The organism is Kitasatospora sp. NPDC051164 (genome assembly GCF_044455625.1).
Taxonomy (GTDB): domain Bacteria; phylum Actinomycetota; class Actinomycetes; order Streptomycetales; family Streptomycetaceae; genus Kitasatospora.
Genome location: NZ_JBITFB010000002.1, coordinates 464,380 through 487,691, shown reverse-complemented (window position 1 = coordinate 487,691; position 23,312 = coordinate 464,380). Strand labels below are relative to the sequence as shown.

Here is a 23,312-nt window from a genome sequence, read left to right as displayed (position 1 = left end):
GATGCCGGGCACCGCGAACGGAACTTAGGCTGGACGGATGGCGACCGAACGATCCCGAACCACCCCTGTCGCCCGCGTCCTCCAGGTCTGCCTGCACCTGCTCGTAGCGGGCCTCCTCGCGCTCGCCGTCGCCCGGTCCGCCTTCGCCGGCCACGGCGCCTCCCACGGCGGCGACCCGGCCGCCGTCGCCGCCGCGGCCACCGCGATGGGCGCCGTCTACGCCGTCGGACCGCAGCTGGCCGCCGTCCGCCGCTCGCGCCGGGCGGCCGCGCTCTGGCTGGCACTGCTCGGCGTCACCTGGGCGGGCGTGCTGGTCGCCACCCAGGACGGGGTCTGGCTGGCGTTCCCGCTGTACTTCCTGGAACTGCACCTGCTCGGTCGGCGCGGCGGGCCCGTGGCCGTCGGGCTGACCGCCGTCGCGGCGATCGCCGCATGGTCCTGGCACCAGCACAGCTTCAGCCTCGCCGCCGCCATCGGGCCCGCCCTCGGCGCGGCCGTCGCCACCGCCACCGTGCTCGGCTACCAGGCGCTCTACCGGGAGAGCGAAGAACGGCGCCGGCTGATCGACGAACTCACCGCCGCCCGCGCCGACCTCGCCGCCGCCCACCACACCGCCGGCGTGCTGGCCGAACGCGAACGCCTCGCCCGCGAGATCCACGACACCCTCGCGCAGAGCCTCACCTCCATCCAACTGCTGCTGCGGGCCGCCCAACGGGCCCTGCCCGAGCGCACCGAAGCCGCCGCCGGATACGTCGAGCAGGCGCGGCAGGCCGCTCAGGACAACCTGGACGAGGCCCGGCGCTTCGTCCGCGCGCTCACCCCGCCCGCACTGGACAGCGACCCGCTGCCGGTCGCGCTGGAACGGCTGTGCGCGACGACGACGGCGCACGGCGCGCTGCCCGTCCACCTGCACGTCTCCGGCGACCCGGTCCGGCTGCCGGCCGCGCAGGAGGTCGCGCTGCTGCGGATCGCGCAGTCGGCGCTCGGCAACACCGTCCGGCACGCGAAGGCCTCGCGGGCCGAAGTGACACTCAGCTACATGGAGGGCGAGGTGGCGCTCGACGTGTTCGACGACGGGGCCGGATTCGACCCGGCGGCGGTCGCGGGCCGCACCGGCGCGGACGGCGGATTCGGGCTGCCCTCGATGCGGGCCCGGGCGCGGACGCTCGGCGGTACCTTCACGGTGGAGTCGGCGCCCGGAGAGGGGACAGCGGTGGCCGTGCAACTGCCCGTCGGGCCGGTGGTTCCCGGAGCCGAGGAGGCGACGTGATCCGGCTGCTGATCGCCGACGACCACCCCGTCGTGCGCGCCGGGCTACGGGCGGTACTGGAGAGCGAACCGGACTTCGCGATCGTCGCGGAGGCGGCGACCGCCGAACGGGCCGTCGAACTCGCCGCGGAAGCCGGCGTCGACGTGGTGCTGATGGACCTGCAGTTCGGGCCCGGATCGGCGATGAACGGCGCACAGGCCACCGCGGCGATCACCGCCCGCGCGGGCGCGCCACGCGTCCTGGTCGTCACCACGTACGACACCGACGCCGACACCCTGCCCGCCCTGGAAGCTGGCGCCACCGGGTACTTGCTGAAGGACGCGCCGCCCGAGGAACTGGCCCAGGCCGTACGGGCGGCCGCCGCCGGACGCTCCGCACTGGCGCCCAGCGTCGCGGACCGGCTGCTGGAACGGATGCGGACACCCGCGGCGGCGCTCAGCGCGCGGGAGACCGAAGTGCTGGGGCTGGTCGCCGACGGGCTGACCAACCAGCAGATCAGCCAGCGGCTGCACCTGAGCCAGGCCACGGTGAAGTCGCACCTGGTGCACATCTACACCAAGTTGGGGGTCGACTCGCGCACGGCGGCGGTGCGGGAGGCGCGGGGACGCGGGCTGATCCGGTAGGGGCCGCGGCGGCCGGTCCGCCGAGCGTAGGGTGGGGAAACGGTCCGTGCCCGCAGCAGTGTGAGGAGCCCCCGATGGCCGTGCGTCTCGACGAGCTTGCCGTACCGGTGATCGCCGCGCCGATGGCGGGCGGGGCCTCCACCCCGGAGCTGGTGGCCGCGGTGAACCGGGCCGGCGGGCTCGGGATCCTCGCGGCGGGGTACAAGAGCGCCGCGGCGATGTGCGAACAGATCGCGCTGGTACGGAAGTCGAGCGACCGGCCGTACGGGGTGAACCTCTTCGTCCCGGCACCGCCCGGGGATCCGGCGGCCGTCGCCGCCTACCGCGAGCGGCTGCGGCCCGAAGCCGAGCGGTGGGGGGTGGCACTGCCGGAGGAGATCGGGCCGGACCGGGACGACTGGGAGGCCAAGCTCGCCGCGCTGCTCGCCGACCCGGTGCCGGTGGTCTCGTACACCTTCGGGCTGCCGACGGCGGAGGAGGCCGCCGCACTGCGGGCCGCCGGGACGCTGCAGGTCGGGACCGTCACCACGCCGGAGGAGGCGCGGGCGGCGGAGGCGGCCGGCATGGACGCGCTGTGCGTGCAGGGCCCGGAAGCGGGCGGGCACCGGGGCACCCACCGGATCGCGGACGTGCCGGGGGAGACGCCGCTGCTCGAACTGCTGCCCGCCGTACGGGAGGTGACGGCGCTGCCGCTGATCGCCGCCGGCGGGCTCGGCGACGGCGCGGCGATCGCGGCGGCACTGCGGGCCGGGGCGGTCGCGGTGCAGCTGGGGACGGCCCTGCTGCGCTCCGACGAGTCCGGCGCCTCGGCCGCGCACCGGGCGGCGCTCACCGAACTCCCGGAGACGACCGTCACCCGCGCCTTCACCGGCCGCCCCGCCCGCGGCCTGCGCAACGCCTTCATCGACCGCCACGGCCGGTACGCCCCGCCCGCCTACCCCGAGGTCCACCACCTCACCGCCCCGCTCCGCACCGCCGCCACCCGCCGCGCCGACACCACGGCCATGCACCTCTGGGCCGGCACGGCCCACCACCTGGCCCGCTCCGGCCCGGCGGAGCAGATCGTGGCGCAGCTGTGGCAGGCCGCGCAGGGGTAGCGCGCCCAGCGCGCGCCGGACGGGGCGTGTTGTCCCCCGCCGGGGTGGATTAGGAGGGAAAGTACGCGGTAGCGTATAAGACACAACTTAATGTGGCCGCATGTGGGAGATCACGCTTCTGGCGCCGGTTGAGGAGTGGTACTTGCAGATCTGCGAGACCGATCCCAAGACGGCCGAGAACGTTCTTGAGGCATTGGACTTGCTGGCCGATGAGGGCCCGACCCTGGGACGGCCTGCGGTGGACCGGATCCACCGCAGTCGTTTGCACAACCTGAAGGAGCTGAGGCCTGGCTCCTCAGGCGCCAGCGAGGTGCGCATGCTGTTCGTCTTCGATCAGGAGAGGGAGGCCATCATCCTCGTGGCAGGTGACAAGTCCGGTCGTTGGTCGGAGTGGTACGACGAGTCGATTCCTCTGGCGGAGAAGCGTTACGCGGACTACGTCGAGGAGCAACGGAACGGAGCGCGCCGATGAAGGGGCGTAGTTGGACCGAGGTGCGAGCCGAGGTCATGAAGCGGTTTCCCGAGCTGGCGACGCCGGAGGCGGAGGCGAGGCGGGTGCAGGTTCGCCAGGAGATGCTTGCTCAGGTTCGGGGGTATGAGCTTGCGGAGATGCGGCGCAAGGCCGGACTCACGCAGAAGCACGTGGCTGAACTGCTCGGGGTGAGCCAGGCGCGGGTGTCGCAGATCGAGCACGGGCAGGTGGACAGCCTGGACAATCTGCGGGCGTATGCCGCTGCCATCGGTGGCGAGGTGGAGGTCACCGTTCGGCAGGGGGAGCGGACGATCAAGGTGGCTTGATCGTCCGCCCTGGCCGTAGGTGGTCAGCTCAGGAGGGCCGCCATCCATGACTCGATGTCCTTGACCGTCCTCGGGAGGGCGTTCGACATCAGGTGGGCGCCGTCCGGGGTGATGACGAGGTCGTCCTCGATGCGGATGCCGAGGCCGCGGAGTTCGAGGGGGAGGGTTTCGTCGTCGGGTTGGAGGTAGAGGCCGGGTTCGACGGTGAGGACCATGCCCTCTTCGAGGGTGCCGTCGAGGTAGCGGTCGGCGCGGGACTTGGCGCAGTCGTGGTAGTCGAGGCCGAGCATGTGGCCGCTGCCGCAGAGGGTGTAGCGGCGGTAGAGGCCGTTGTCCTCGGCGAGGGCCTGGTCGGCGGGGATGCGCAGGATGCCCCAGTCGGCGAGGCCTTCGGCGATGACGCGCATGGCGGCGCGGTGGAAGTCGCGGAAGCGGGCGCCGGGGCGTAGGGCGGCGATGCCGGCGCTCTGGGCGGCGAGGACGAGTTCGTAGGCCTGGCGTTGGGCGGGGGTGAAGGTGCCGCTGAGCGGGAGGGTGCGGGTGATGTCGGCGGCGTAGAGGGTGTCGGTTTCGACGCCGGCGTCCAGCAGGAGCAGGGCGTTGGGGTCGAGGGCGCCGTCGTTGCGGATCCAGTGCAGGACGCAGGCGTGGGCGCCGGAGGCGGCGATGGTGGTGTAGGCGGTGCCGTTGCCTTCGGCGCGGGCGCGCAGGTCGAAGACGCCTTCGATCCAGCGTTCGCCGCGGTGGTGGCGCAGCGCGGTGGGCAGGGCGCGGACGACGTCTTCGAAGCCGGTGACGGTGTGGTCGACGGCGAGTTGCAGCTGCCCGATTTCCCACTCGTCCTTGACCAGGCGCAACTCGGAGAGGACAGCGGCGAGTTCGCCGTCCTCGTGGGCGGCCGTGCGCCGCCCGGTGGTCTCGTCGACCAGGGCGTCGGTGCCCGCCAGGACCCGGGTGGGCGGCTGGGGGCCGGAGAGCAGTTTGCCGAGGTCGTCGAGGTGCTCGGTGCGTATCCCGGTGAGCCGGGCGGCTTCGGCGAGGTCGGGTCGGGGGCCGACCCAGAACTCGCCGTAGCGGCGGTCGCGGTAGAACTCGCCGCCGTCGCGCGGGGAGCGGGGGCGCAGGTAGAGGATCGGCTCGTGGCCTTCGGGGCCGGCGGGTTCGAGGACGAGGACGTGGTCGGCCTGGTCCTCGCCGGTGAGTCCGGTGAGCCAGACGTACGCGCTGTGCGGGCGGAAGCGGTGGTCGAGGTCGTTGCAGCGTACCTTGAGCCGGCCGGCCGGGATGATGAGTCGTTCGCCGGGGAAGGCGGCGGAGAGGCGGGCGCGGCGGCCGGGGAAGCGGTCGTGGCCGGGGACGCGGCGGTCGGTGGGGAGCGGGGTGGGGGCCCAGCGGGTGCCCATGAAGGCGGCGAGGGCGGGGGAGACCGGGAGGTCGTGGCTCCCGGTGTTGAGGCCGGTCCGGGGGAGGGTCACCGGTGAACTCCTTGGCTGGACTGGGGAGATGTGCGGCAGGGGGCGCGCACGGACACAGCTCGGTAACGGGTGGCGTCACCTCTTGTGCAGTGCAATTTCACATTACTATGTTACGGGTCACACAGCGGAGCGGCCGGATCAGGCCCCCCACAGCGGAGTTGCAACATGACCAGGCGCACCCACGCCGCCCTCGCGGCGGCCCTCGCGGCGACCCTCACCCTCGGCCTCGGGGCCTGCAAGAACGACAAGAGCGACAGTGGCGGTGACGCGGCCGGGCCTTCGAACAGTCAGGGCCCGGGCGCGGCGTCCGGTTCGATCGTCGGCGGCACCCCGGCCAAGGGGGGCACCCTCACCGTCCTCACCAACCAGGACTTCGCCCACCTCGATCCGGCCCGCAACTGGGTGGTGCCGCACATGGACTTCGGCACCCGGCTGATCTACCGCACGCTGACCACCTTCAAGTCCGAGCCGGGCGCCGCGGGCAGCGAGATCGTCCCGGACCTCGCCACCGACCTGGGCAAGTCCGCCGAGGGCGGCAAGGTGTGGACCTTCACCCTGAAGGACGGCCTCAAGTACGAGGACGGCAGCCCGATCAAGTCCGCCGACATCAAGTACAACGTCGAGCGCTCCTTCTCGCCGGACCTCACCGGCGGCCCCGACTACGCGATCCAGTACCTGGCGGGCGGCGAGAACTACAAGGGCCCGCTGAACGGCGAGCACCTGGCGAGCATCGAGACGCCGGACGACAGGACGATCGTCTTCCACCTGAAGCGCCCGGTCGCCGAGTTCTCGGACACCGTCACCCTGCCGACCTTCTCCCCGGTGCCGCAGTCCCAGGAGAAGGGCGCCCAGTACGACTCGCGGCCGTTCTCCTCCGGCCCGTACAAGATCGAGACCTACGACCGCGGCAAGCAGCTGGTCCTGGTCCGCAACACCAACTGGGAGCAGGGCACCGACACCGTCCGCAAGGCGTACCCGGACAAGATCGTGGTCACGCAGGGCATCAAGGGCGGCCAGGCCGACGACCGGATCATCGCCAGTGACGGCGCCGACGCCAACGCCATCGACATGCCCTGGATGCAGCACGAGAGCGTCGCCAAGGTGCTGCCCAAGGCGGACGTCAAGTCCCGCATGGTGGCGGAGCAGACCGGCTGCACCGACATGCTGTACATGAACACCGCCAAGGCCCCCTTCGACGACCCGAAGGTGCGCGAGGCGATGATGTGGGCGGTCGACCGCGAGGCGCAGGTGACGGCGTTCGGCGGCCCGGCGGTGACCGACGTGGCGACCTCCTACCTGCCGCCGTCGCTGACCGGCGGAGTCAAGGCCGACCCGCTGAAGGTCCCGGTGGCCGGTGACCCGGAGAAGGCCAAGGACCTGCTGAAGGCGGCGGGCAAGACCGACCTCAAGGTCGCGATCACCGTCTCGCTCGGCGACAAGACCCGCGCCGAGGCGATCCAGCAGTCGCTGGCCAAGGTCGGCGTCCAGGTCACCGTCAACACCGTGGACCCGTCCGCCTTCGCCGACACCATCGGCGACCTCAAGAACGCCCCCGAGCTGACCATCAACGGCTGGTGTCCCGACTACCCGTCCGCCGCGACCTTCTTCCCGTTCCTGTTCGACGGACGGACCCTCAAGGAGAAGGGAAACCAGGGCAACTACAGCCAGTTCAAGGACCAGGCCACGATGGACCGGATGGACCAGATCGCGGCCATGACGGACGTCAGCGAGGCCAACAAGGCCTGGCAGCAGCTGGACCAGGACCTGATGGCCAAGGCCCCGGCCGTCCCGCTGATGTGGCAGCGCCGCCCCCTGCTGGTGGGCACCAACGTGGCCGGCGCGTTCGGCAACTCCGGCTACGCCGGCATGATCGACCTCGCCGTGGTCGGCCTCAAGGACCCCGCCAAGGGCAAGGGCTGAGGGGCCGGCGCCGATGAGTACCACCACCCCTTCGGGAGCCGAAGGCCGCGCGGGTGTCGACGGTGACGAGCGACAGGCGAGCGCAGCCAGTGCCGGAGCGCGGAGCGTCGACGCCGGATCAGGAGCGGCCGGAGCCGAGCGAAGTGTTGCAGAGCCCGCTGCCGTGGCCGATGCCACGGCGACGGGCGCCGCGAAGACCGCCGGGCGCGGGCCCTGGCGGCTGGTCTGGGACCAGCTGTGGGCCAAGGGCTCGGCCCGGTTCGGGCTGATCACGGTCGGCGTGCTGATCCTGGCCGCCGCGCTGGCCGGTCCGCTGAGCTCGCTCGGCGGCTGGACCCCCGAGGAGTTCGACAAGCGCGCCATCGACCCGTACCTGGGCGGCCTGCCCCGGGGCGACTTCGGCGGCATCAGCAGCCGGCACTGGCTGGGCGTCGAGCCGATCACCGGGCGCGACCTGTTCGCCCGGGTGCTGCACGGCGGGCAGGTGTCCCTGCTGATCGCCTTCACCGCGACCGCCGTCGTCGTGATCGCCGGCACCCTGGCCGGCATCGCGGCCGGCTACTTCGGCGGCCGCACCGACACGCTGCTGTCCCGGCTGATGGACCTCACGATGTCCTTCCCCTCGCTGATCTTCATGATCGCGATGATGTCGGTGGCCAAGGACGTCAACCGGATCCTGCTGATCACCCTGGTGATCGGGCTGTTCACCTGGCCCGGCATCGCCCGCGTGGTCCGCGGCCAGACCCTGTCGCTCAAGCACCGCGAGTACGTCGAGGCCGCCAAGGTCGGCGGCGCCCGGTCCTGGCGGATCCTCACCCGGGAGATCCTGCCCAACGTCTCCGGCCCGATCATCGCCTACACCACGCTGCTCATCCCCGGCATGATCGCCACCGAGGCCGCGCTCAGCTACCTCGGCGTGGGCGTCCGCCCGCCGACCCCGTCCTGGGGCCAGATGATCGCCGAGAGCATCGTCCACTACGAGACCGACCCGACCTACTTCCTGATCCCGACCGCCTTCCTGTTCCTCGCCGTGCTCGCCTTCACCCTCCTCGGGGACACGCTGCGCGACATCCTCGACCCCCGGGGAGGCCGGTCGTGATCCTCTACCTCGGCCGCCGACTGCTCGGCGTGGTGGGCATCCTGCTCGCCATCTGCGCCATCACCTTCACCATCTTCTACCTGCTGCCCAACGACCCGGCCGCGGCGGCCTGCGGCAAGACCTGCAGCCCCGAGCGGCTCGCCGACGTCAAGGCGGCGATGGGCCTGGACAAGCCGATCTGGGACCAGTTCCTCGCCTACCTCGGCGGCATCTTCGCCGGCCGCGACTACGGCTCCGGGCCCAGCACCGTGCACTGCGGCTTCCCGTGCCTCGGCTACTCCTACGAGTACGGGCTGCCGGTGTGGGACCTGCTGACCGACCGGCTGCCGGTCTCCATCTCGCTGGCCCTCGGCGCGGCCGTGCTCTGGCTGGTCCTCGGCCTCGGCGCGGGCATCACCTCGGCGCTGCACAAGGGCAGGCCGCTCGACCGGACACTGATGGTGTTCTCGGTCGGCACCGCCTCGCTGCCGGTCTACTTCACCTCGATCATGCTGATCTGGGGCGTCGTCAGGACGGCCGGGCTGCTGCCCTACCCGGCCTACCACCAGTTCACCGAGAACCCCCTCGCGTGGGCCTCCAACCTGCTGCTGCCGTGGACCGCCCTGGCCCTGCTGTACGCGGCGATGTACGCCCGGCAGAGCCGCAACTCGATGATCGAGGCGATGGCCGAGCCGTACATCCGCACCGCCCGGGCCAAGGGCCTGCCGCCGCGGACGGTCACGGTCAAGCACGGGCTGCGCTCCGCGATGACGCCGATCCTCACCATCTTCGGCATGGACCTCGGCGGCCTGCTGGCCGGCGCCGTCATCACCGAGTCCATCTTCGGCCTGCCCGGCGTCGGCCGGCTGTTCTACGACGGCCTGGGCCGCTCCGACCAGCCCGTCATCCTCGGCGTCACCCTGCTAGCGGCGTTCTTCATCGTCGCGGCGAACCTGCTGGTCGACCTGCTCTACGCGTTCGTCGACCCGAGAGTGAGGTACTGATGACCAGCCTGTTGGAGGTCGACGACCTCAGGGTCGTCTTCGACACCCCGCGCGGCACCGTGCGGGCGGTGGACGGCATCTCCTTCGCCGTCGAGGCCGGCCGCACCCTCGGCCTGGTCGGCGAGTCCGGCAGCGGCAAGTCCGTCACCTCGCTCGCCGTGATGGGCCTGCACCGCGGCGCCGCCGTCACCGGCTCGATCCGGCTGCACGGGCAGGAGCTGAACGGGCTCGGGGAGAAGGAACTGGGCACCGTCCGGGGGCGCCGGATCGCGATGATCTTCCAGGACCCGCTGTCCAGCCTGCACCCCTTCTACACCGTCGGCGAGCAGATCGCCGAGCACTACCGGGTGCACTTCAAGGCCAACCGCAGGGCGGGCCGGGCCCGCGCGGTGGAGATGCTCACCGAGGTCGGCATCCCCGAGCCGGCCCGCCGGGTCGACGAGTACCCGCACCAGTTCTCCGGCGGCATGCGCCAACGTGTCATGATCGCCATGGCGCTCGCCTGCGAGCCCGAGCTGCTGATCGCCGACGAGCCCACCACGGCGCTCGACGTCACCGTCCAGGCGCAGATCCTCGACCTGATCGCCCGGATCCAGCAGGAGCGCGGCCTCGGCGTCGTGATGATCACCCACGACCTCGGCGTGGTCGCCCGGGTCGCCCACGAGGTCCTGGTCATGTACGGCGGACGGGCGGCCGAACAGGCCCCGGTGGACCGGCTGTTCGCGCAACCCGCACACCCGTACACCCGCGGTCTGCTGGACTCGCTGCCCCGCCTGGACGACACCGACGACGCCCCGCTGCGGGCGATCCCCGGCACCCCGCCGTCGCTGATCGCCCCCGCCACCGGCTGCTCCTTCGCCCCGCGCTGCGCCCGCACCACCGCCGCGTCCGCCGAGGAACACGCCCGCTGCCTGGCCGATCGACCGCTGTTCGGCCCGCTCACTCCCGGCCACCAGGCCGCCTGCCACCTGCCGCTGGTGCCGGAAGGGGTGCTGTGATGGCCGATGCCGCGATGACCGATCCTGCGATGACCGATCCTGCGACGGCCGATGCCGTGCCGACCGGTCCGCTGCTGTCCGTACGAGACCTGGTGAAGACCTTCCCCGGCCGGCGCAGCCGCACCGGGCGGCCCGGTGCGCCGGTCCGGGCCGTGGACGGGGTCAGTTTCGACGTCGGCGCGGGGGAGACGCTCGGCCTGGTCGGCGAGTCCGGCTGCGGCAAGTCCACCACCGGCCGGATGATCGTCCGCCTGCTCGACCCGACCTCGGGCACCGTCACCTTCGACGGCACCGAGATCGGCGGGCTCTCCCAGGCCCGGCTGCGCCCGCACCGTCGGGACCTGCAGATGGTCTTCCAGGACCCGTACTCCTCGCTCAACCCCCGGCAGACGGTGTCCCGGATCATCTCCGAGCCGCTGCTGGTCCAGGGCGAGAGCGCGACGGCCGCGCGCAAGCGGGCCGCCGAACTGATGGAACTGGTCGGGCTGATCCCCGAGCACCTGGACCGCTACCCGCACGAGTTCTCCGGCGGCCAGGCACAGCGCATCGGCATCGCCCGCTCGCTGGCCACCTCGCCGCGGCTGGTGATCGCCGACGAGCCGGTCTCCGCGCTGGACGTGTCCATCCAGGCCCAGGTGGTCAACCTGATGGAGCGGCTCCAGCGGGAGCTCGGACTGGCGTACGTGTTCATCGCGCACGACCTGTCGGTGGTCAAGCGGGTCTGCGACCGGGTCGCCGTGATGTACCTGGGCCGGATCGTCGAGATCGGCGACAAGGCCGAGGTGTACGGCAGCCCCGCGCACCCGTACACCAGGGCGCTGCTGTCCGCCGTACCGCTGCCGGACCCGGAGGCCGAGCGGGCCCGGGAACGGATCGTGCTGCTCGGCGACCCGCCGAGCCCGGCCGACCCGCCGCCCGGGTGCACCTTCCACCCGCGCTGCCCCAAGGCGCAGGACCTGTGCCGCACGGAGCGGCCGCTGCTGCAGATCGCCGGCCCGGGCACCCGGCAGGCGGCCTGCCACTTCCCGGAGGTGTGAGCCGGGACTTCCCGGAGATGTGATCCGGGCATCCAGACCCCCGGTCGGACGCGGCGGGGAACCTTACGAGGGCCGCGTCCGACCGGGTTCCAACCGATCCCCGGCTCTCACTCCTCGGGCAGCAGGAGGCGCGGGCCGGGGCCCTCGGCGGCCAGCTCGTCGCCGGGGTTGAGCACCCGGCAGCGGCGCAGCGACACGCAGCCGCAGCCGATGCAGCCGGTCAGCTCGCCCTCCAGCCGCTCCAGTTCGATCCGGCGGGCGCGGAGCTGCTCGGCCCAGCGGAGCGAGATGCGCTCCCAGTCGTGTTTGCCCGGCATCCGGTCCTCCGGGAGGCCGGTGAAGACCTCGGCGACCTCGCTGAGCGGGATGCCGAGCCGCTTGGCGACCAGGATGAGCGAGATCCGGCGCAGCACGTGCCGGCGGTAGCGGCGCTGGTTTCCGGCCGACCGCTCGGAGGAGATCAGTCCCTGCTCCTCGTAGAAGCGCACCGCCGAGGTGGCGATCCCGGCCCGCCGGGCCACCTCGCCGACGCTCAGCAGGTCGACGGGCGCGGTGGTCATGTCTCCTCCGCGGTGGTCATGGCGACTCCTTGACTTCAAGTTGTCTTGAAGTCTCAGCGTACCGGACGTGGCCGAATCATCTGCCGTGAGGAACGGTACAACCGTTGCCCAGCCGGACAGTTACCCAACGGAGTCGCCGTCCGACGGGGCCTTCGGCGGGTGGCGCGAACTCTTCTCCCGCCGTGCTGCCGGGCGGCGGCCTGGTCATCCTGCGCGCGGACAGCCCGGTCGGCTCGGGTCGGTACATGACCTTCGGGATCGCCGCGATCACCGTGCTCGGCGTAGCCACGGCCACGGCCACCGCCGCGCCCACCACCGCGCCCACCGCCCGCCGCCTCGAGCGGTGAGCGGACGCGGACCGACCCCGGATCCCTTTTGTCAGGGGATCCGGGGCCTTCGTCATGCGCGGCGCGGGAGGCCGCGGTTCGGGACGTTGCCGTTCGGGAGGTCGAGGCTCAGGAGGCCGGGCCCACCCGGACGGTGGTGATCCGCCCGCTCTGGGACTCCCGGACGACCTCGATCTTCGTGTTGGTGTCCGGCACCTTCACCGTCAGCTGCGGCGTGGCCGGGTCGACGTACACCCCGGTGTGGTCGTTGAACGCCGGGACGGCCGGCTCGGCCGGGATCCGCACCGCGACCCCGCCCTTGTGCAGGGTGAACGGGGTGGTCGGCCTGAGGGAGAAGGTGGCGTCGAAGGTCTGCGCCCGCCCGTTGACCAGGGTCCCGTCGGCGAAGCGGATCGGCGCCGGGTGGGCGTCGATCGGCAGGATCAGCCCGCCGCCGGGGTGGTCCTTGGTGTTGTTGTCGCCGTACGAGGTGTCCCAGAGCCAGAGCAGGACGCCTTCCTGGTACGGGTAGTTGTCGACGACATTGGCCTTGCCGGTGACGCCGGTGTAGCCGAAGTTGTACGGGCCGGTCTTCAGGAACGCCCCGTAGCCGGTGTAGCGGCGGTTCTCGGCGATGTAGGCGCGCGGGTGCTGCTTGACGGCGGTACGGCCGGTGATGGCCGTGAAGCCGCTGGCCGTCCAGCCGCCGGCCCCGTTCTCGGCGCCGTCGGCGAACAGCTCGGTGCCCCCGGCGGTGGCCTTCACGGCGTCCACCAGGACGCCCCTGCCGTGGGTGTTGCCGTCCGAGGTGGCGTGGAAGCGCAGCCGGACCTGCTGGCCGAGGTAGCCGTCCAGCGGGATGTGCAGCTTCCGGTAAGTGCCGGAACTGCCGCTCAGCCCGGGGGTGTTGGCGCTGGTGTTGCCGATCGGGGCGCCGTCCACGGTGCCGCCCAGGGCGGTCCAGTGCTTGCCCTGGTCGGTGGAGGCCTCGACGGTCAGGAAGTCGTAGTCCTGCTCGGTGTCGTACCAGGCCGCGGCGTCCAGCGCGGCCGGTCCGGTGGCGGTGCGCAGGTCGACGTCCCGGGCGAGGGAGTTGTCGAGGTTGTCGCCGGTGTCGCTCCACCACTGCTTGGAGCCCTCGTACGGGTCGGCGAGGTCGGTGCTGGTGGTGCCGTCCGGCAGGTGGACCAGGACCGCCTGCGCCTGGTCGGTGTTGTAGCTGCTCACCCCGAGGGCGTGGCTGGAGCGGGTGGCGGCCTGCGCCTCGTCGTAGTTGAGCCAGCCGAACTGCAGCTTGCTCCAGGCGTCGAGGTCGCCCGGGTAGCCGCCGGTGGTGTTGGGGCCCTTGCCCAGGTACGAGCCGGAGGACATCAGCGACCAGAAGTTGACGCTGTTGTCGCCGCCGGTGGTGCTGTACAGGTCGGGCAGGCCGAGGTTGTGGCCGTACTCGTGGGCGAACAGGCCGACGCCGCTGTTCTCGCCGCCCTGGACGTAGTCGTAGACGTAGAGGCCGGTGTCGCCGACGGGCGCGCCGCCGATCTTGTCGCCGTCCGGGCCGGTCTGCCCGGTCGCGTCCGGGAAGGCCCAACTGCGGTGTGCCCACAGCGCGTCGGTGCCCTGTGCGCCGCCGCCCCAGGTCTCGTCCACGCCGGCGTGCACGACGATGACGTTGTCCAGGTAGCCGTCGGGCTGGTTGAACTCGCCGTCCTTGTCGTGGTCGTAGCGGTCGTAGACGTCGTACTGGGCGAGCTGCGCCTTGATATCGGCGGACGAGCGGCCCTTGGCGACCTCGCCGTCGAACCAGGCCTTCACGGCGTCCCGGACGAACTCCTGGGCCTCGGTCCAGGCGCCGGAGCCCTGAGGGCCCTTGTTGCTGCCGTAGCGGGCCTCGTTGTACGGGACGGTGACCCAGTCGCTGACCGTGCCCTCGACGTCGTACCGGCCGGAGGACTGGGTGCGGTAGTAGTTGCGCATCGACACGGCGCCGGGCGCGTCGTCGAAGAACATCTTCTGGTAGTACGTGCGGTCGAAGTCCGGCGACCACAGGGTGTGGTTGTCGTCCTTGCCCGGCTTGGGGATCTGGTCGTGGCGCGGGCCGGGGGTGCCGCCGTAGCGGGGCTGGCCGTTCCACTGGGTGGAGTTGTCCACCTCGTCGCCGAACTGGGCGAGGATCACGAAGACCTTGTCCGTGCGCTGGTGCGCCAGTTGGACGTAGTCGTTGCCGACCTTCACCTTCGCCGGGGCCCGCTTGTCGGCGGTCTTGGCGACGGCGCCCTTGTTGAGCTGCTCCAGGGCCTTGCTGCGGAGCGCCTGGCGCTCGCGCTCCTGGGGGACGAGCGGTGCGGGCGGGGCCTCGGCGCCCTGTGCGGCGGCGTCGGAGGCCGCGGCGGCGGTGACGGTGAGGGGGGTCGGGGGAGCGGCTTGGGCGGGGGTGCCCAGCAGGGTGGCCGCTATCGCGCTCGTGGTGAGCGCTGCTGCGAGGGCCGCGGACAGTCTGCGCAACTGACCGGTCCTTTCCGGGGGATGGGGTGCTTCGGATCATCGGTCGATGAAGCGCAGGTAATATTTCACATGTCACGGGTCACGTGGAAGGGGTCCGGGGCAAGCGAAAGGGGCGCCGCACCCGCAGGTGCGACGCCCCTTTCCGTGACGTCCTGTCTAGCCGTTGCCGAAGTCCAGCGCCAGGCTGAACGCCACCAGCGCCGCGAACATCGCCGCCAGGGTGGCCGGCCCGGCGGCGGACAGTGCCACCACGGCCACGCCGAGCAGGACCAGTTTCAGCACCAGCCGGGCGGCGAGCGGCAGTTCGACCTTCGTCCGGCGCTCGGCCAGGAACACGTCCCAGACCGCCCGGGCCGCGGCCGGTGCGCCGAGCCCCAGTAGCAGTCGCAAGCCCAGGCTGTCGCCGGTCCTGAACCCCCAGTAACAGAGCGCCGCCAGGCTCGCGAGCTGCACCCCGAAGCCGAGTTCGGTGCCGGCCCTGGCCAGCGACCTGCGCAGCCGCCGCTCCGTCGGGCCGGGTCCGTCGATCGTCATCCGCGCGCTCTCCCCGCCTCGGCCCGGCCCCGATCCCGGCCCCGATCCCCGCCTCGATCCTCGCGCCGTCCGCCGCCGGGGCCGCCGCCGGGACCGCCGCCGGGACCGGACGGCGGACAGGCGGAGGGCTGCTCCAGCGGAGTGTCCCAGCCCGGCCGGGCGAACTCAACGGATCCTCCGGCGGCTGCCGGTCCGATGCCTCCCACCTGCCGGTCCGTCAACGACGTTGCCGTCAGCGGGTGCTGTACTCGACGGTCACGCTGACCACCACCAGCACGCCGTACACCACCGCGAGGGTGGTCCGCCCGGTGGCGTACAGCGCGAGCGCGGCCGTGCCGAGCGTCAGCAGCTTGAGGACGATCTCGGCGGGCAGCGGGAGCCGGTACTTCGGGCCGCCCGCGGCCAGGAACAGGCCCCAGACGAGGGCGGCCAGGGCCGGTGCGCCGAGCCCCAGCAGCAGGCGGGTGCCCAGGTTGGACCCGGTCTTGAAGCCCCAGTAGCAGAGCGCCGCCAGCATGGCGAGCTCCAGCCCGAAGGCGAGGCCGGCGTTGCCGGCGGTCAGCGGGGTCCACTGCCGCTGTCCGACCGGGCCGGGTCTGTCGATCTTCATTTCGCGCTCTCCCCGTTCCACTGCTCCGCCCGGGCCGGGCGGCGACCACGCGGAGTGTCGCAGTCCGGCCCGGGCGGCGCAATGGACAGACCCGAACGGGTCACCCCAAGGAGGCTCGGAGGAAGGAGAGTTCGGCCCGGGTCAGCTGCTCGTTCATCCCGTCCGGAGTCATGTGGGTGACGCCCGGCAGCGGCAGCACCGTGTGCGGGCGGCCGGCCTTGGTGAGCGCCTGGGAGAGCAGCAGGGTGTGCGAGGGGTGGACGTTGTCGTCGGCCAGCCCGTGGATCAGCAGCAGCGGCCTGGTCAGCGCGGGCGCGTCGGCTAGCAGGCAGTCGCCGGCGTAGCCCTCGGGGTTGTCCTGCGGCAGGCCGAGGTAGCGCTCGGTGTACGCGGTGTCGTACTGCCGGAAGTCGGTGGGCGGGGCGCCCGCGCAGGCGGCGTGGAAGACGTCCGGGCGGCGCAGCACCGCGAGCGCGGCGAAGTAGCCGCCGTACGACCAGCCGCGCACGGCGACCCGGCCGAGGTCGAGGTCCGGGTGCTGCGCGGCGAGCGCGTGCAGGGCGTCGACCTGGTCGTCGAGGGCGGCCTGGGAGAAGCGGCGGAAGATCGCCCGGGTGAAGTCCGGCGAGACGAACGGGGTGCCGCGGTTGTCGGTGGTGACCACGGCGAAGCCCTGGTCGGCCCACCACTGGCGGAGCTGCCAGCGGCGCGGCTCGGTGGCCACGGCCTGGTAGCCGGGCCCGCCGTAGATGTCCAGCAGGACGGGCAGCCGGCGGCCGGGGACGTGCTCGCGCGGGTAGACGACGGCGGTCGGCAGGCGGCGTTCGGTGACCCGGGCGAGCCGCGGGCTGACCCGGTACGGCAGCGCGGCGCTGAGGTCGGTGAGCGGCAGCCCGGCGCTGAGGTCGGTGAGCGCCCGCTCGCCGCCGTCGCGCAGGACGCGGCGGCGGATCCCGTCGGCGGTGGCCGAGGTGAGGACCAGGGTGTCGGCGGCGGCAAGGGCGGAGTGCGTGCCGGGGCCGGTGGTGAGGGGCTCGGGCGCGCCGCCGTCCGGGTCGATCAGGTGGACGTACTGGTCGGCGGGGTCGCCCTGGCCGGTCTCGCAGAGCAGTCGGCCGCGCAGCAGTCCGACCACCCGGCGGATCTGCAGCCCGGTGGTGTCCAGCGGCTTGCCGTCCAGGGCGAGGCCGCGGGCCTGCGGGGTGTCGTGGACGGTGAGCAGTCGGCCGTCGGCCAGCCGGCCGGGGGTGCCGGGCAGGTCGTCGACCCAGAACTCGTCGGTGGTGCGGGAGAGTTCGCGGGTCGCGCCGGTGGCCGGGTCGGCGCTGAGGAGAAGCACGTTCTGCTGCAGCCGGTCGGCGACGGTGAGCAGCACCTCGTGGTCGGAGGCCCAGGAGGCGGCGCAGAGGTACGGGAACCCGTCGGTGTCCCAGCGCAGCCGGACCCGGCCGCCGTCGAGGCCGAGGACCCAGAGCTGGACGTCCGCGTTGGGGCCGCCGGCCTGCGGGTAGGCGAAGTCCTCGGGGGCCTCGGCGGGGCGGGCCGGGTCGGCGAAGTAGCGCCGGGGGAGGGCGGATTCGTCCACCCGGGCGGCCAGCAGCGCGCCGCCGTCCGGGCGCCACCAGTGACCCCGGGCGCGGCCGAGCTCCTCGGCGGCGGCGAACTCGGCGACGCCCCAGCGGGCGCCGTCGGCGGGGGAGAGCGGTTCGAGGCCGGGGGTGACGTACAGGGCGTCGTCGGCGACGTAGGCGACGCGCTGGCCGGTGGCGTCCGGCCGGGGGTCGAACGCGGGCCCGGCGACCGGGAGTTCGTCGCTGGTGGCGGCGGCGGTGTCGGTGCGGAACAGTCGGCCGTCGAGGGTGAAGACGGCGATCGCGAGATCGGCGGTGGCTGCGTACGAGCCGATCCCGGCGGCGACCAGCCGGGTGCGCTCGCGCAGCCGGCGCTCGACGGTCGGCAGGTCGTCGCGGCGGCCGGTGCGGCCGGGCAGCAGTGCGGCCGGGTCGGCGACCGTCCGCTCCTCGCCGGTGGCGGTGTCGAGCAGGTGGAGGCGGTCGACCGGATCCTCGGGACCGTTCGAGCGGAGCAGCAGCAGCCGGGTACCGTCCTCGGCGAGGGTGTACGCGCGCGGTGCGCCGAAGGTGAACCGGCCGGTACGGGCGCTGAGGGCAAGGAAGGCGTCGGTGATGGTCACGGCCCGATCGTGGTCGCGCGGTGCGTGCCCCGACCAGTAGTCTGTCATGTGAAATGTCACACACCACGTGATGTGCGCCATACGACGCCGCGCGACGCCATATGACGCCATACGAGGCCATGGAAGGCCGGACGAGCGGAGGAAACCGTGACCGAGGACCTGAAGACCGCCGAGCCCCCGGCCCCGCTGCCCGCCGCCGACGGCCTGTTCAGCGTGTCGACGGACGCGGCGCACCTGAACCACGGGTCGTACGGCGCTGTGCCCCTCCCGGTGCAGCGCGCGCAGGAACGGCTGCGGACCGAACACGAGCTCGACCCGGACGGCTTCTTCGCCGACCTCCCGGCCAGGATCGCCGCCGCCCGGGCCCTCATCGCCGCCGAACTGGGCACCGACCCCGACCGGCTCGCCCTGGTCGCCAACGTCACCGAGGCGGTCGCGATCGCCCTGGACACCCTCCCGCTCGCCCCCGGCGACCGGATCCTGGTCACCGACCACGGCTACGGCGCGGTGACCCAGGCCGTCGCCCGCAAAGCCGCCGAGACCGGAGCCGAACTGGTCGTGGCCCGGATCCCGCTGGACGCCCCGGACGAGCACGCCGTCCGGGAGGCCGTGCTCGCCGCCGTGGACGCGCGCACCACCGTCGCCGTCCTGGACCAGCTCACCTCGCCCACCGCCCGCCTGGTGGCCGGCCCGGCCCTGCTCGCCGACCTGTGCGAACGCGGCGTGACCACCGTCGTCGACGGCGCCCACGCGCCCGGCATGCTGCCCGCCCCGGCCGACCCGAACGCCGACTTCTGGTTCGGCAACCTGCACAAGTGGGCCTTCGCCCCGCGCGCCACCGGCGTCCTCGCCGTCCGCCCCGAGTGGACCGGCCGGGTGCGCCCGCTGGCGCTGTCCTGGGAACACGACAAGGGCTTCCCGGGCAACGTCGAATGGCGCGGCACCTGCGACTACACGCCCTGGCTGGCCGCCCCGGCCGGCTTCGACCTGCTGCGCACGCTCGGCCCGGCGGCGGTGGCCGCCCACAACACCGCGCTCGCCGCGTACGGCCGGCAGGCGCTGGTCGAGCGCGCGGGGCTCGAACCGCTGCCCGCGACGCCCGGGGTGTGGATGCGCACCGTCCGGCTGCCGGCCGGCCACGGCGAGACCGAGCCGCAGGTACGGGCACTGATGGCCGAGGTGTGGCAGCGGCTGCGCACCCGCATCGCCGTCCGCCCCTGGGCCGGCGGCGGGGTGCTGCGGATCAGCGCCCAGCTGTACAACCGGCCGGAGGAGTACGAGCGGCTGGCGGACGGGCTGGCGGGGGTGCTCAAGGAGCTGGAGGGCTAGCGTCCGAGGCTTGCGTCCCCGCGTAGGTTCGCGTCCCCGCGCAGCTCCGCGAGCAGCAGGTTCCGGTCGGCGAGCAGCCCGGTGAGGATCCGCCGGGCCGCCCGCAGCAGGTCGGCCACGTCCCCGCCGGCCAGCGCGTAGACCACCGTGCTGCCCTCCCGGGTGGCGGTGACGATGCCGGACCGGCGCAGCACCGCGAGCTGCTGGGAGAGACTGGAGGGTTCGACCTCCAGCTCGGCGAGCAGGCAGCGGACGGGCGTCGGCCCGGCCTGGAGCAGTTCCAGCACCCGGATCCGGACGGGATGGCCGAGCATCCGGAAGAACTCGGCCTTGGCCTGGTAGAGCGCCACCGTCACGAGGCCCCCCTTCCTGGTGTCGGTCCGGGTTCAGATCTCCAGCGATAGTTCGATCCGCTTGAGCTGGTGGCGGGCCATCGCGAGGTTGGAGCGGCTGCGGTTGAGCGCCAGGAAGAGGAACAGGCCGCGCCCGGTGGGCGTCGTGATCGGCCGGACCATGTGGTACTGGTTGGTCAGGCTGATCAGGATGTCCTCGATCTCGTTGTCGTGCAGGTTGAGCATCTCCATCGCCCGCATCTTGGCGCGGACCACGTCGGTGTTCCCCGCCGCGGCGACGTTGAGGTCCAGCTCGCCGCCGTCGCCGAGGCTGCCGAGCGCCATGCCGCTGCCGTAGTCGACCAGGGCGACGCCGATCGCGCCGTCGATCGACATGGCGTCCTTGAGGGACGTCTCCAGGTTCGCCATCGTGGCTGTCCTCCCGTGCGTCGGCGGCCGTGTGCGGGCCGCTTGGTAGCCGTGTGGTGGCTGTGACGACGACGGTAGGAAGCCTGCGGCCCGGTCCACCGGGAATGACCGGAGATGTCCGAACTCGGACGCATCGCGATCGCTTGAAGACATTTGCAACTATGGAGCTGTGCGGGAACTGATCCGTAGCGCGAAAAAACGGTGCTATCGATGTCAGTCCTCCCGGGTAACCTCTCGCTGAGATGCGAGATCACACCAACCACACCCGGACGGCGATGAACACCCCCGATCCAGAGCCCCAGGTCGACCAGGAGCTCAGCCCCGCCGAGGCGTACGCGGCCAGTCGTCGCCGGGCCAAGGAACAGGCCACCGCCCTGCACGGCTTCCAGCAGCTGTACGACTTCCCGCTGGACGACTTCCAGCTGGAGGCCTGCGAGACGCTGGAATCCGGCTCGGGCGTCCTGGTCGCCGCCCCCACCGGCTCCGGGAAGACCATCGTCGGCGAGTTCGCCGTGCACCTGGCCCTGGCCGCCGGGCGCAAGTGCTTCTACACCACGCCCATCAAGGCCCTGTCCAACCAGAAGTACGGAGACCTGGTCAAGCGCTACGGCGCCGCCAAGGTCGGCCTGCTCACCGGCGACAACACCGTCAACGGCGACGCCCCCGTGGTGGTCATGACCACCGAGGTGCTGCGCAACATGCTGTACGCGGGCTCCGGCACCCTCAACGGCCTCGGCTACGTCGTCATGGACGAGGTGCACTACCTCGCCGACCGCATCCGCGGCGCCGTCTGGGAGGAGGTCATCATCCACCTCCCCGAGTCGGTCACCCTCGTCTCGCTCTCCGCGACCGTCTCCAACGCCGAGGAATTCGGCGACTGGCTGGACACCGTGCGCGGCGGCACCAAGGTGATCGTCTCCGAGACCCGCCCGGTGCCGCTGTGGCAGCACGTGATGGCCGGCAACCGGATGTACGACCTGTTCGCCAACCCCGACCGGGACGGCCGCCCCAAGAACAACCTGAAGAACCCCGGCAAGGCCGTCAACCCCGAACTGGTCCGGCTCGCCCGCTCCGAGGTCGACCGCAACCCCCGCGACCGCTTCGGCCGCGGCCGGGGCCGCTCGATGCCCAACGGCCGTCCCGGCCGGGTCTGGACACCGGGCCGGGTGGACGTCATCGACCGGCTCGACGCCGAAGGCCTGCTGCCCGCGATCACCTTCATCTTCAGCCGGGCCGGCTGCGAGGCCGCCGTCCAGCAGTGCCTCAGCTCCGGGCTGCGGCTCAACAAGGACTCCGACCGCGCCCAGGTTCGGGCCCTCGTCGAGGAACGCTGCGCCGACATCCCCGACGAGGACCTGCACGTCCTCGGCTACTTCGAGTGGCTGGACGGCCTGGAGCGCGGCATCGCCGCCCACCACGCCGGGATGCTGCCCCGGTTCAAGGAAGTCGTCGAAGAGCTCTTCGTGAAGGGCCTGGTCAAGGCCGTCTTCGCGACCGAGACCCTCGCGCTCGGCATCAACATGCCCGCCCGCTCGGTGGTCATGGAGAAGCTGGTCAAGTGGAACGGCGAGACCCACGCCGACATCACCCCCGGCGAGTACACCCAGCTCACCGGCCGGGCCGGTCGACGCGGCATCGACGTCGAGGGCCACGCCGTGGTGCTCTGGCAGCGCGGCCTCGACCCGGAGGCGCTGGCAGGCCTGGCCGGCACCCGCACCTACCCGCTCAAGTCCTCGTTCCGGCCCTCCTACAACATGGCCGTCAACCTGGTCTCCCAGTTCGGCCGGCACCGCTCGCGCGAACTGCTGGAGACCTCCTTCGCCCAGTTCCAGGCGGACCGCTCGGTCGTCGGCATCGCCCGCCAGGTGCAGCGCAACGAGGAAGGGCTGGACGGCTACCGCGAGTCGATGACCTGCCACCTCGGCGACTTCGACGAGTACATGGAGCTGCGCCGCCGGCTCAAGGACCGCGAGAACGAGATGGCCCGCGAAGGCACCAGCCAGCGCCGTGCGGCCGCCGTCGAGTCCATCGAGCACCTCAAGCCGGGCGACGTCATCCACGTCCCCACCGGCAAGTTCGCCGGCCTCGCCCTGGTCCTCGACCCCGGCCTGCCCCCGGTCGACCGCTCCGGCCGGGGCGACCGGCGCCACCCCGACTTCCAGGACGGCCCGCGCCCGGTGGTCCTCACCGCCGAACGCCAGGTCAAGCGGCTCGCCATGATCGACTTCCCGTACCCGGTCGCCGCGATCGAGCGCGTCCGCATTCCCAAGTCCTTCAACCCGCGCAGCCCGCAGTCCCGCCGCGACCTCGCCTCCGCGCTGCGCACCAAGGCCGGCCACCTCGAACCCGAACGGTTCCGCAAGGGCCGCGCCGCCGCCGCCGACGACCCGGAGATCACCCGACTGCGGGCCGAACTGCGCCAGCACCCCTGCCACGGCTGCTCCGACCGCGAGGACCACGCCCGCTGGTCCGAGCGCTACCACCGGCTGCACCGCGACACCGAACTGCTGGAACGGCGGATGCGCTCGCGCACCCACACCATCGCCCGCACCTTCGACCGGGTCTGCGCCCTGCTCACCGACCTCGGCTACCTCCGCGGCGACACCGTCACCGACGACGGCAAGCGGCTCGGCCGGCTCTATGGCGAACTCGACCTGCTCGCCTCCGAATGCATCCGCGAAGGCGTCTGGAGCGGCCTCGCCGCCGCCGAACTCGCCGCCTGCGCCTCGGCGCTGGTGTACGAGGCCCGCCAGGCTGACGACGCCGGAGCCCCCCGGGTGCCGGAGGGCGCGGCCAAGGAGGCGCTCGGCAAGATGGTCCGGATCTGGGGTCACCTGGACGCCCTTGAGGAGCAGCACCGGATCAACACCGCCGAGGGCGTCGGCCAGCGCGAACCCGACCTGGGCTTCGCCTGGGTCGCCTACCGCTGGGCGCTCGGCCACAACCTCGACCAGGTCCTGCGCGACGCCGACATGCCCGCCGGCGACTTCGTCCGCTGGACCAAGCAGCTGATCGACGTCCTCGGCCAGATCCAGGACGCCGCCGGCGAGGACGCCGACCTCCGCAAGACCGCCCGCAAGGCCGTCGACAGCCTCCGCCGCGGCATCATCGCCTACTCCTCCGTGAGCTGACCGCGCAACGCCAAGGGGCCCGCACGTTCGACGACGCGAACGTGCGGGCCCCTTGGCGTTGCGCA

General features: G+C 72.4%; 21 protein-coding genes. 13 read left to right on the top strand and 8 right to left on the bottom strand.

All coding sequences use genetic code 11. The features are described from left to right. The first annotated feature begins 37 nt into the window (after positions 1–37). The 5 genes from ACIBEC_RS04760 to ACIBEC_RS04740 all read left to right on the top strand — a co-directional run bounded on the left by ACIBEC_RS04760 (position 38) and on the right by ACIBEC_RS04740 (position 3,788). A complete protein-coding gene (locus ACIBEC_RS04760; protein ID WP_360498304.1) occupies positions 38–1,270 on the top strand; it encodes a sensor histidine kinase in 1,233 nt (410 codons plus the stop codon). Further along, positions 1,267–1,893 (top strand): response regulator transcription factor, encoded by a 627-nt coding sequence (locus ACIBEC_RS04755; RefSeq protein WP_360498306.1) that lies wholly within the window; start codon positions 1,267–1,269, stop codon positions 1,891–1,893. The genes ACIBEC_RS04760 and ACIBEC_RS04755 overlap by 4 nt, the downstream gene beginning before the upstream one ends. Before the next feature lie 74 nt (positions 1,894–1,967). Further along, positions 1,968–2,990, top strand: a complete 1,023-nt coding sequence (locus ACIBEC_RS04750; RefSeq protein ID WP_360498308.1) for a nitronate monooxygenase — start codon at positions 1,968–1,970, stop codon at positions 2,988–2,990. 100 nt (positions 2,991–3,090) lie between these two features. Beyond that, positions 3,091–3,462: a type II toxin-antitoxin system RelE/ParE family toxin gene (locus ACIBEC_RS04745; protein ID WP_360498310.1), complete on the top strand. Its 372-nt coding sequence runs from the start codon at positions 3,091–3,093 to the stop codon at positions 3,460–3,462. Beyond that, positions 3,459–3,788 carry an XRE family transcriptional regulator gene (locus ACIBEC_RS04740; protein WP_360498312.1) on the top strand — a complete coding sequence of 110 codons (330 nt, stop codon included), beginning with the start codon at positions 3,459–3,461 and terminating at the stop codon, positions 3,786–3,788. Before ACIBEC_RS04745 ends, ACIBEC_RS04740 begins: the two co-directional genes overlap by 4 nt. Positions 3,789–3,811: 23 nt before the next feature. On the opposite strand, the gene ACIBEC_RS04735 is transcribed toward ACIBEC_RS04740, so the two are convergent. After that, positions 3,812–5,263, bottom strand: coding sequence for an aminopeptidase P family protein (locus tag ACIBEC_RS04735; protein ID WP_360498314.1), 1,452 nt, complete (start codon positions 5,261–5,263; stop codon positions 3,812–3,814). Positions 5,264–5,428: 165 nt separating this feature from the next. On the opposite strand from ACIBEC_RS04735, the gene ACIBEC_RS04730 reads away from it, so the two are divergent. The 5 genes from ACIBEC_RS04730 to ACIBEC_RS04710 all read left to right on the top strand — a co-directional run bounded on the left by ACIBEC_RS04730 (position 5,429) and on the right by ACIBEC_RS04710 (position 11,300). Further along, positions 5,429–7,183 (top strand): ABC transporter substrate-binding protein, encoded by a 1,755-nt coding sequence (locus ACIBEC_RS04730; RefSeq protein WP_360498316.1) that lies wholly within the window; start codon positions 5,429–5,431, stop codon positions 7,181–7,183. A 163-nt stretch (positions 7,184–7,346) separates the two neighbouring features. After that, the gene (locus ACIBEC_RS04725; protein ID WP_396287733.1) at positions 7,347–8,282 is read left to right on the top strand and encodes an ABC transporter permease; all 936 of its coding nucleotides are present in this window, start codon (positions 7,347–7,349) and stop codon (positions 8,280–8,282) included. Further along, positions 8,279–9,265, top strand: a complete 987-nt coding sequence (locus ACIBEC_RS04720) for an ABC transporter permease (protein WP_360498317.1) — start codon at positions 8,279–8,281, stop codon at positions 9,263–9,265. Before ACIBEC_RS04725 ends, ACIBEC_RS04720 begins: the two co-directional genes overlap by 4 nt. Continuing rightward, positions 9,265–10,263, top strand: a complete 999-nt coding sequence (locus ACIBEC_RS04715) for an ABC transporter ATP-binding protein (protein ID WP_360498319.1) — start codon at positions 9,265–9,267, stop codon at positions 10,261–10,263. Before ACIBEC_RS04720 ends, ACIBEC_RS04715 begins: the two co-directional genes overlap by 1 nt. Positions 10,264–10,277: 14 nt before the next feature. Next, a complete protein-coding gene (locus ACIBEC_RS04710) occupies positions 10,278–11,300 on the top strand; it encodes an oligopeptide/dipeptide ABC transporter ATP-binding protein (protein ID WP_360498529.1) in 1,023 nt (340 codons plus the stop codon). Between the two features lie 107 nt (positions 11,301–11,407). Here the strand turns inward: ACIBEC_RS04710 and soxR are convergent, their stop codons facing one another. Then, the gene (gene soxR, locus ACIBEC_RS04705) at positions 11,408–11,860 is read right to left on the bottom strand and encodes a redox-sensitive transcriptional activator SoxR (protein ID WP_360498321.1); all 453 of its coding nucleotides are present in this window, start codon (positions 11,858–11,860) and stop codon (positions 11,408–11,410) included. A gap of 182 nt (positions 11,861–12,042) precedes the next feature. On the opposite strand from soxR, the gene ACIBEC_RS04700 reads away from it, so the two are divergent. Next, entirely contained in the window at positions 12,043–12,207 is a 165-nt protein-coding gene (locus tag ACIBEC_RS04700; RefSeq protein WP_360498323.1) for a hypothetical protein, read from the top strand. 108 nt (positions 12,208–12,315) lie between these two features. On the opposite strand, the gene ACIBEC_RS04695 is transcribed toward ACIBEC_RS04700, so the two are convergent. From ACIBEC_RS04695 to ACIBEC_RS04680, 4 genes are all read right to left on the bottom strand, one after another. Next, positions 12,316–14,688 carry an immune inhibitor A domain-containing protein gene (locus tag ACIBEC_RS04695; RefSeq protein ID WP_360498325.1) on the bottom strand — a complete coding sequence of 791 codons (2,373 nt, stop codon included), beginning with the start codon at positions 14,686–14,688 and terminating at the stop codon, positions 12,316–12,318. Between the two features lie 156 nt (positions 14,689–14,844). Next, complete coding sequence (locus ACIBEC_RS04690; protein ID WP_360498327.1) at positions 14,845–15,222, bottom strand: DUF2568 domain-containing protein; 378 nt, start codon at positions 15,220–15,222, stop codon at positions 14,845–14,847. Between the two features lie 232 nt (positions 15,223–15,454). Continuing rightward, positions 15,455–15,832, bottom strand: a complete 378-nt coding sequence (locus tag ACIBEC_RS04685) for a YrdB family protein (RefSeq protein WP_360498329.1) — start codon at positions 15,830–15,832, stop codon at positions 15,455–15,457. A gap of 100 nt (positions 15,833–15,932) precedes the next feature. Next, entirely contained in the window at positions 15,933–18,026 is a 2,094-nt protein-coding gene (locus tag ACIBEC_RS04680; RefSeq protein WP_360498331.1) for a prolyl oligopeptidase family serine peptidase, read from the bottom strand. Positions 18,027–18,173: 147 nt separating this feature from the next. Between ACIBEC_RS04680 and ACIBEC_RS04675 the strand changes: the two genes are divergently transcribed. After that, positions 18,174–19,355, top strand: coding sequence for an aminotransferase class V-fold PLP-dependent enzyme (locus ACIBEC_RS04675; RefSeq protein ID WP_360498333.1), 1,182 nt, complete (start codon positions 18,174–18,176; stop codon positions 19,353–19,355). Here ACIBEC_RS04675 and ACIBEC_RS04670 read toward each other — a convergent pair. Next, a complete protein-coding gene (locus tag ACIBEC_RS04670; protein WP_360498335.1) occupies positions 19,352–19,711 on the bottom strand; it encodes a metalloregulator ArsR/SmtB family transcription factor in 360 nt (119 codons plus the stop codon). The two genes, ACIBEC_RS04675 and ACIBEC_RS04670, sit on opposite strands and share 4 nt — an antisense overlap. Positions 19,712–19,741: 30 nt before the next feature. Next, positions 19,742–20,116, bottom strand: a complete 375-nt coding sequence (locus ACIBEC_RS04665) for a hypothetical protein (protein WP_360498337.1) — start codon at positions 20,114–20,116, stop codon at positions 19,742–19,744. A gap of 275 nt (positions 20,117–20,391) precedes the next feature. On the opposite strand from ACIBEC_RS04665, the gene ACIBEC_RS04660 reads away from it, so the two are divergent. Beyond that, complete coding sequence (locus ACIBEC_RS04660) at positions 20,392–23,247, top strand: DEAD/DEAH box helicase (RefSeq protein WP_360498531.1); 2,856 nt, start codon at positions 20,392–20,394, stop codon at positions 23,245–23,247. Positions 23,248–23,312 lie beyond the last annotated feature (65 nt).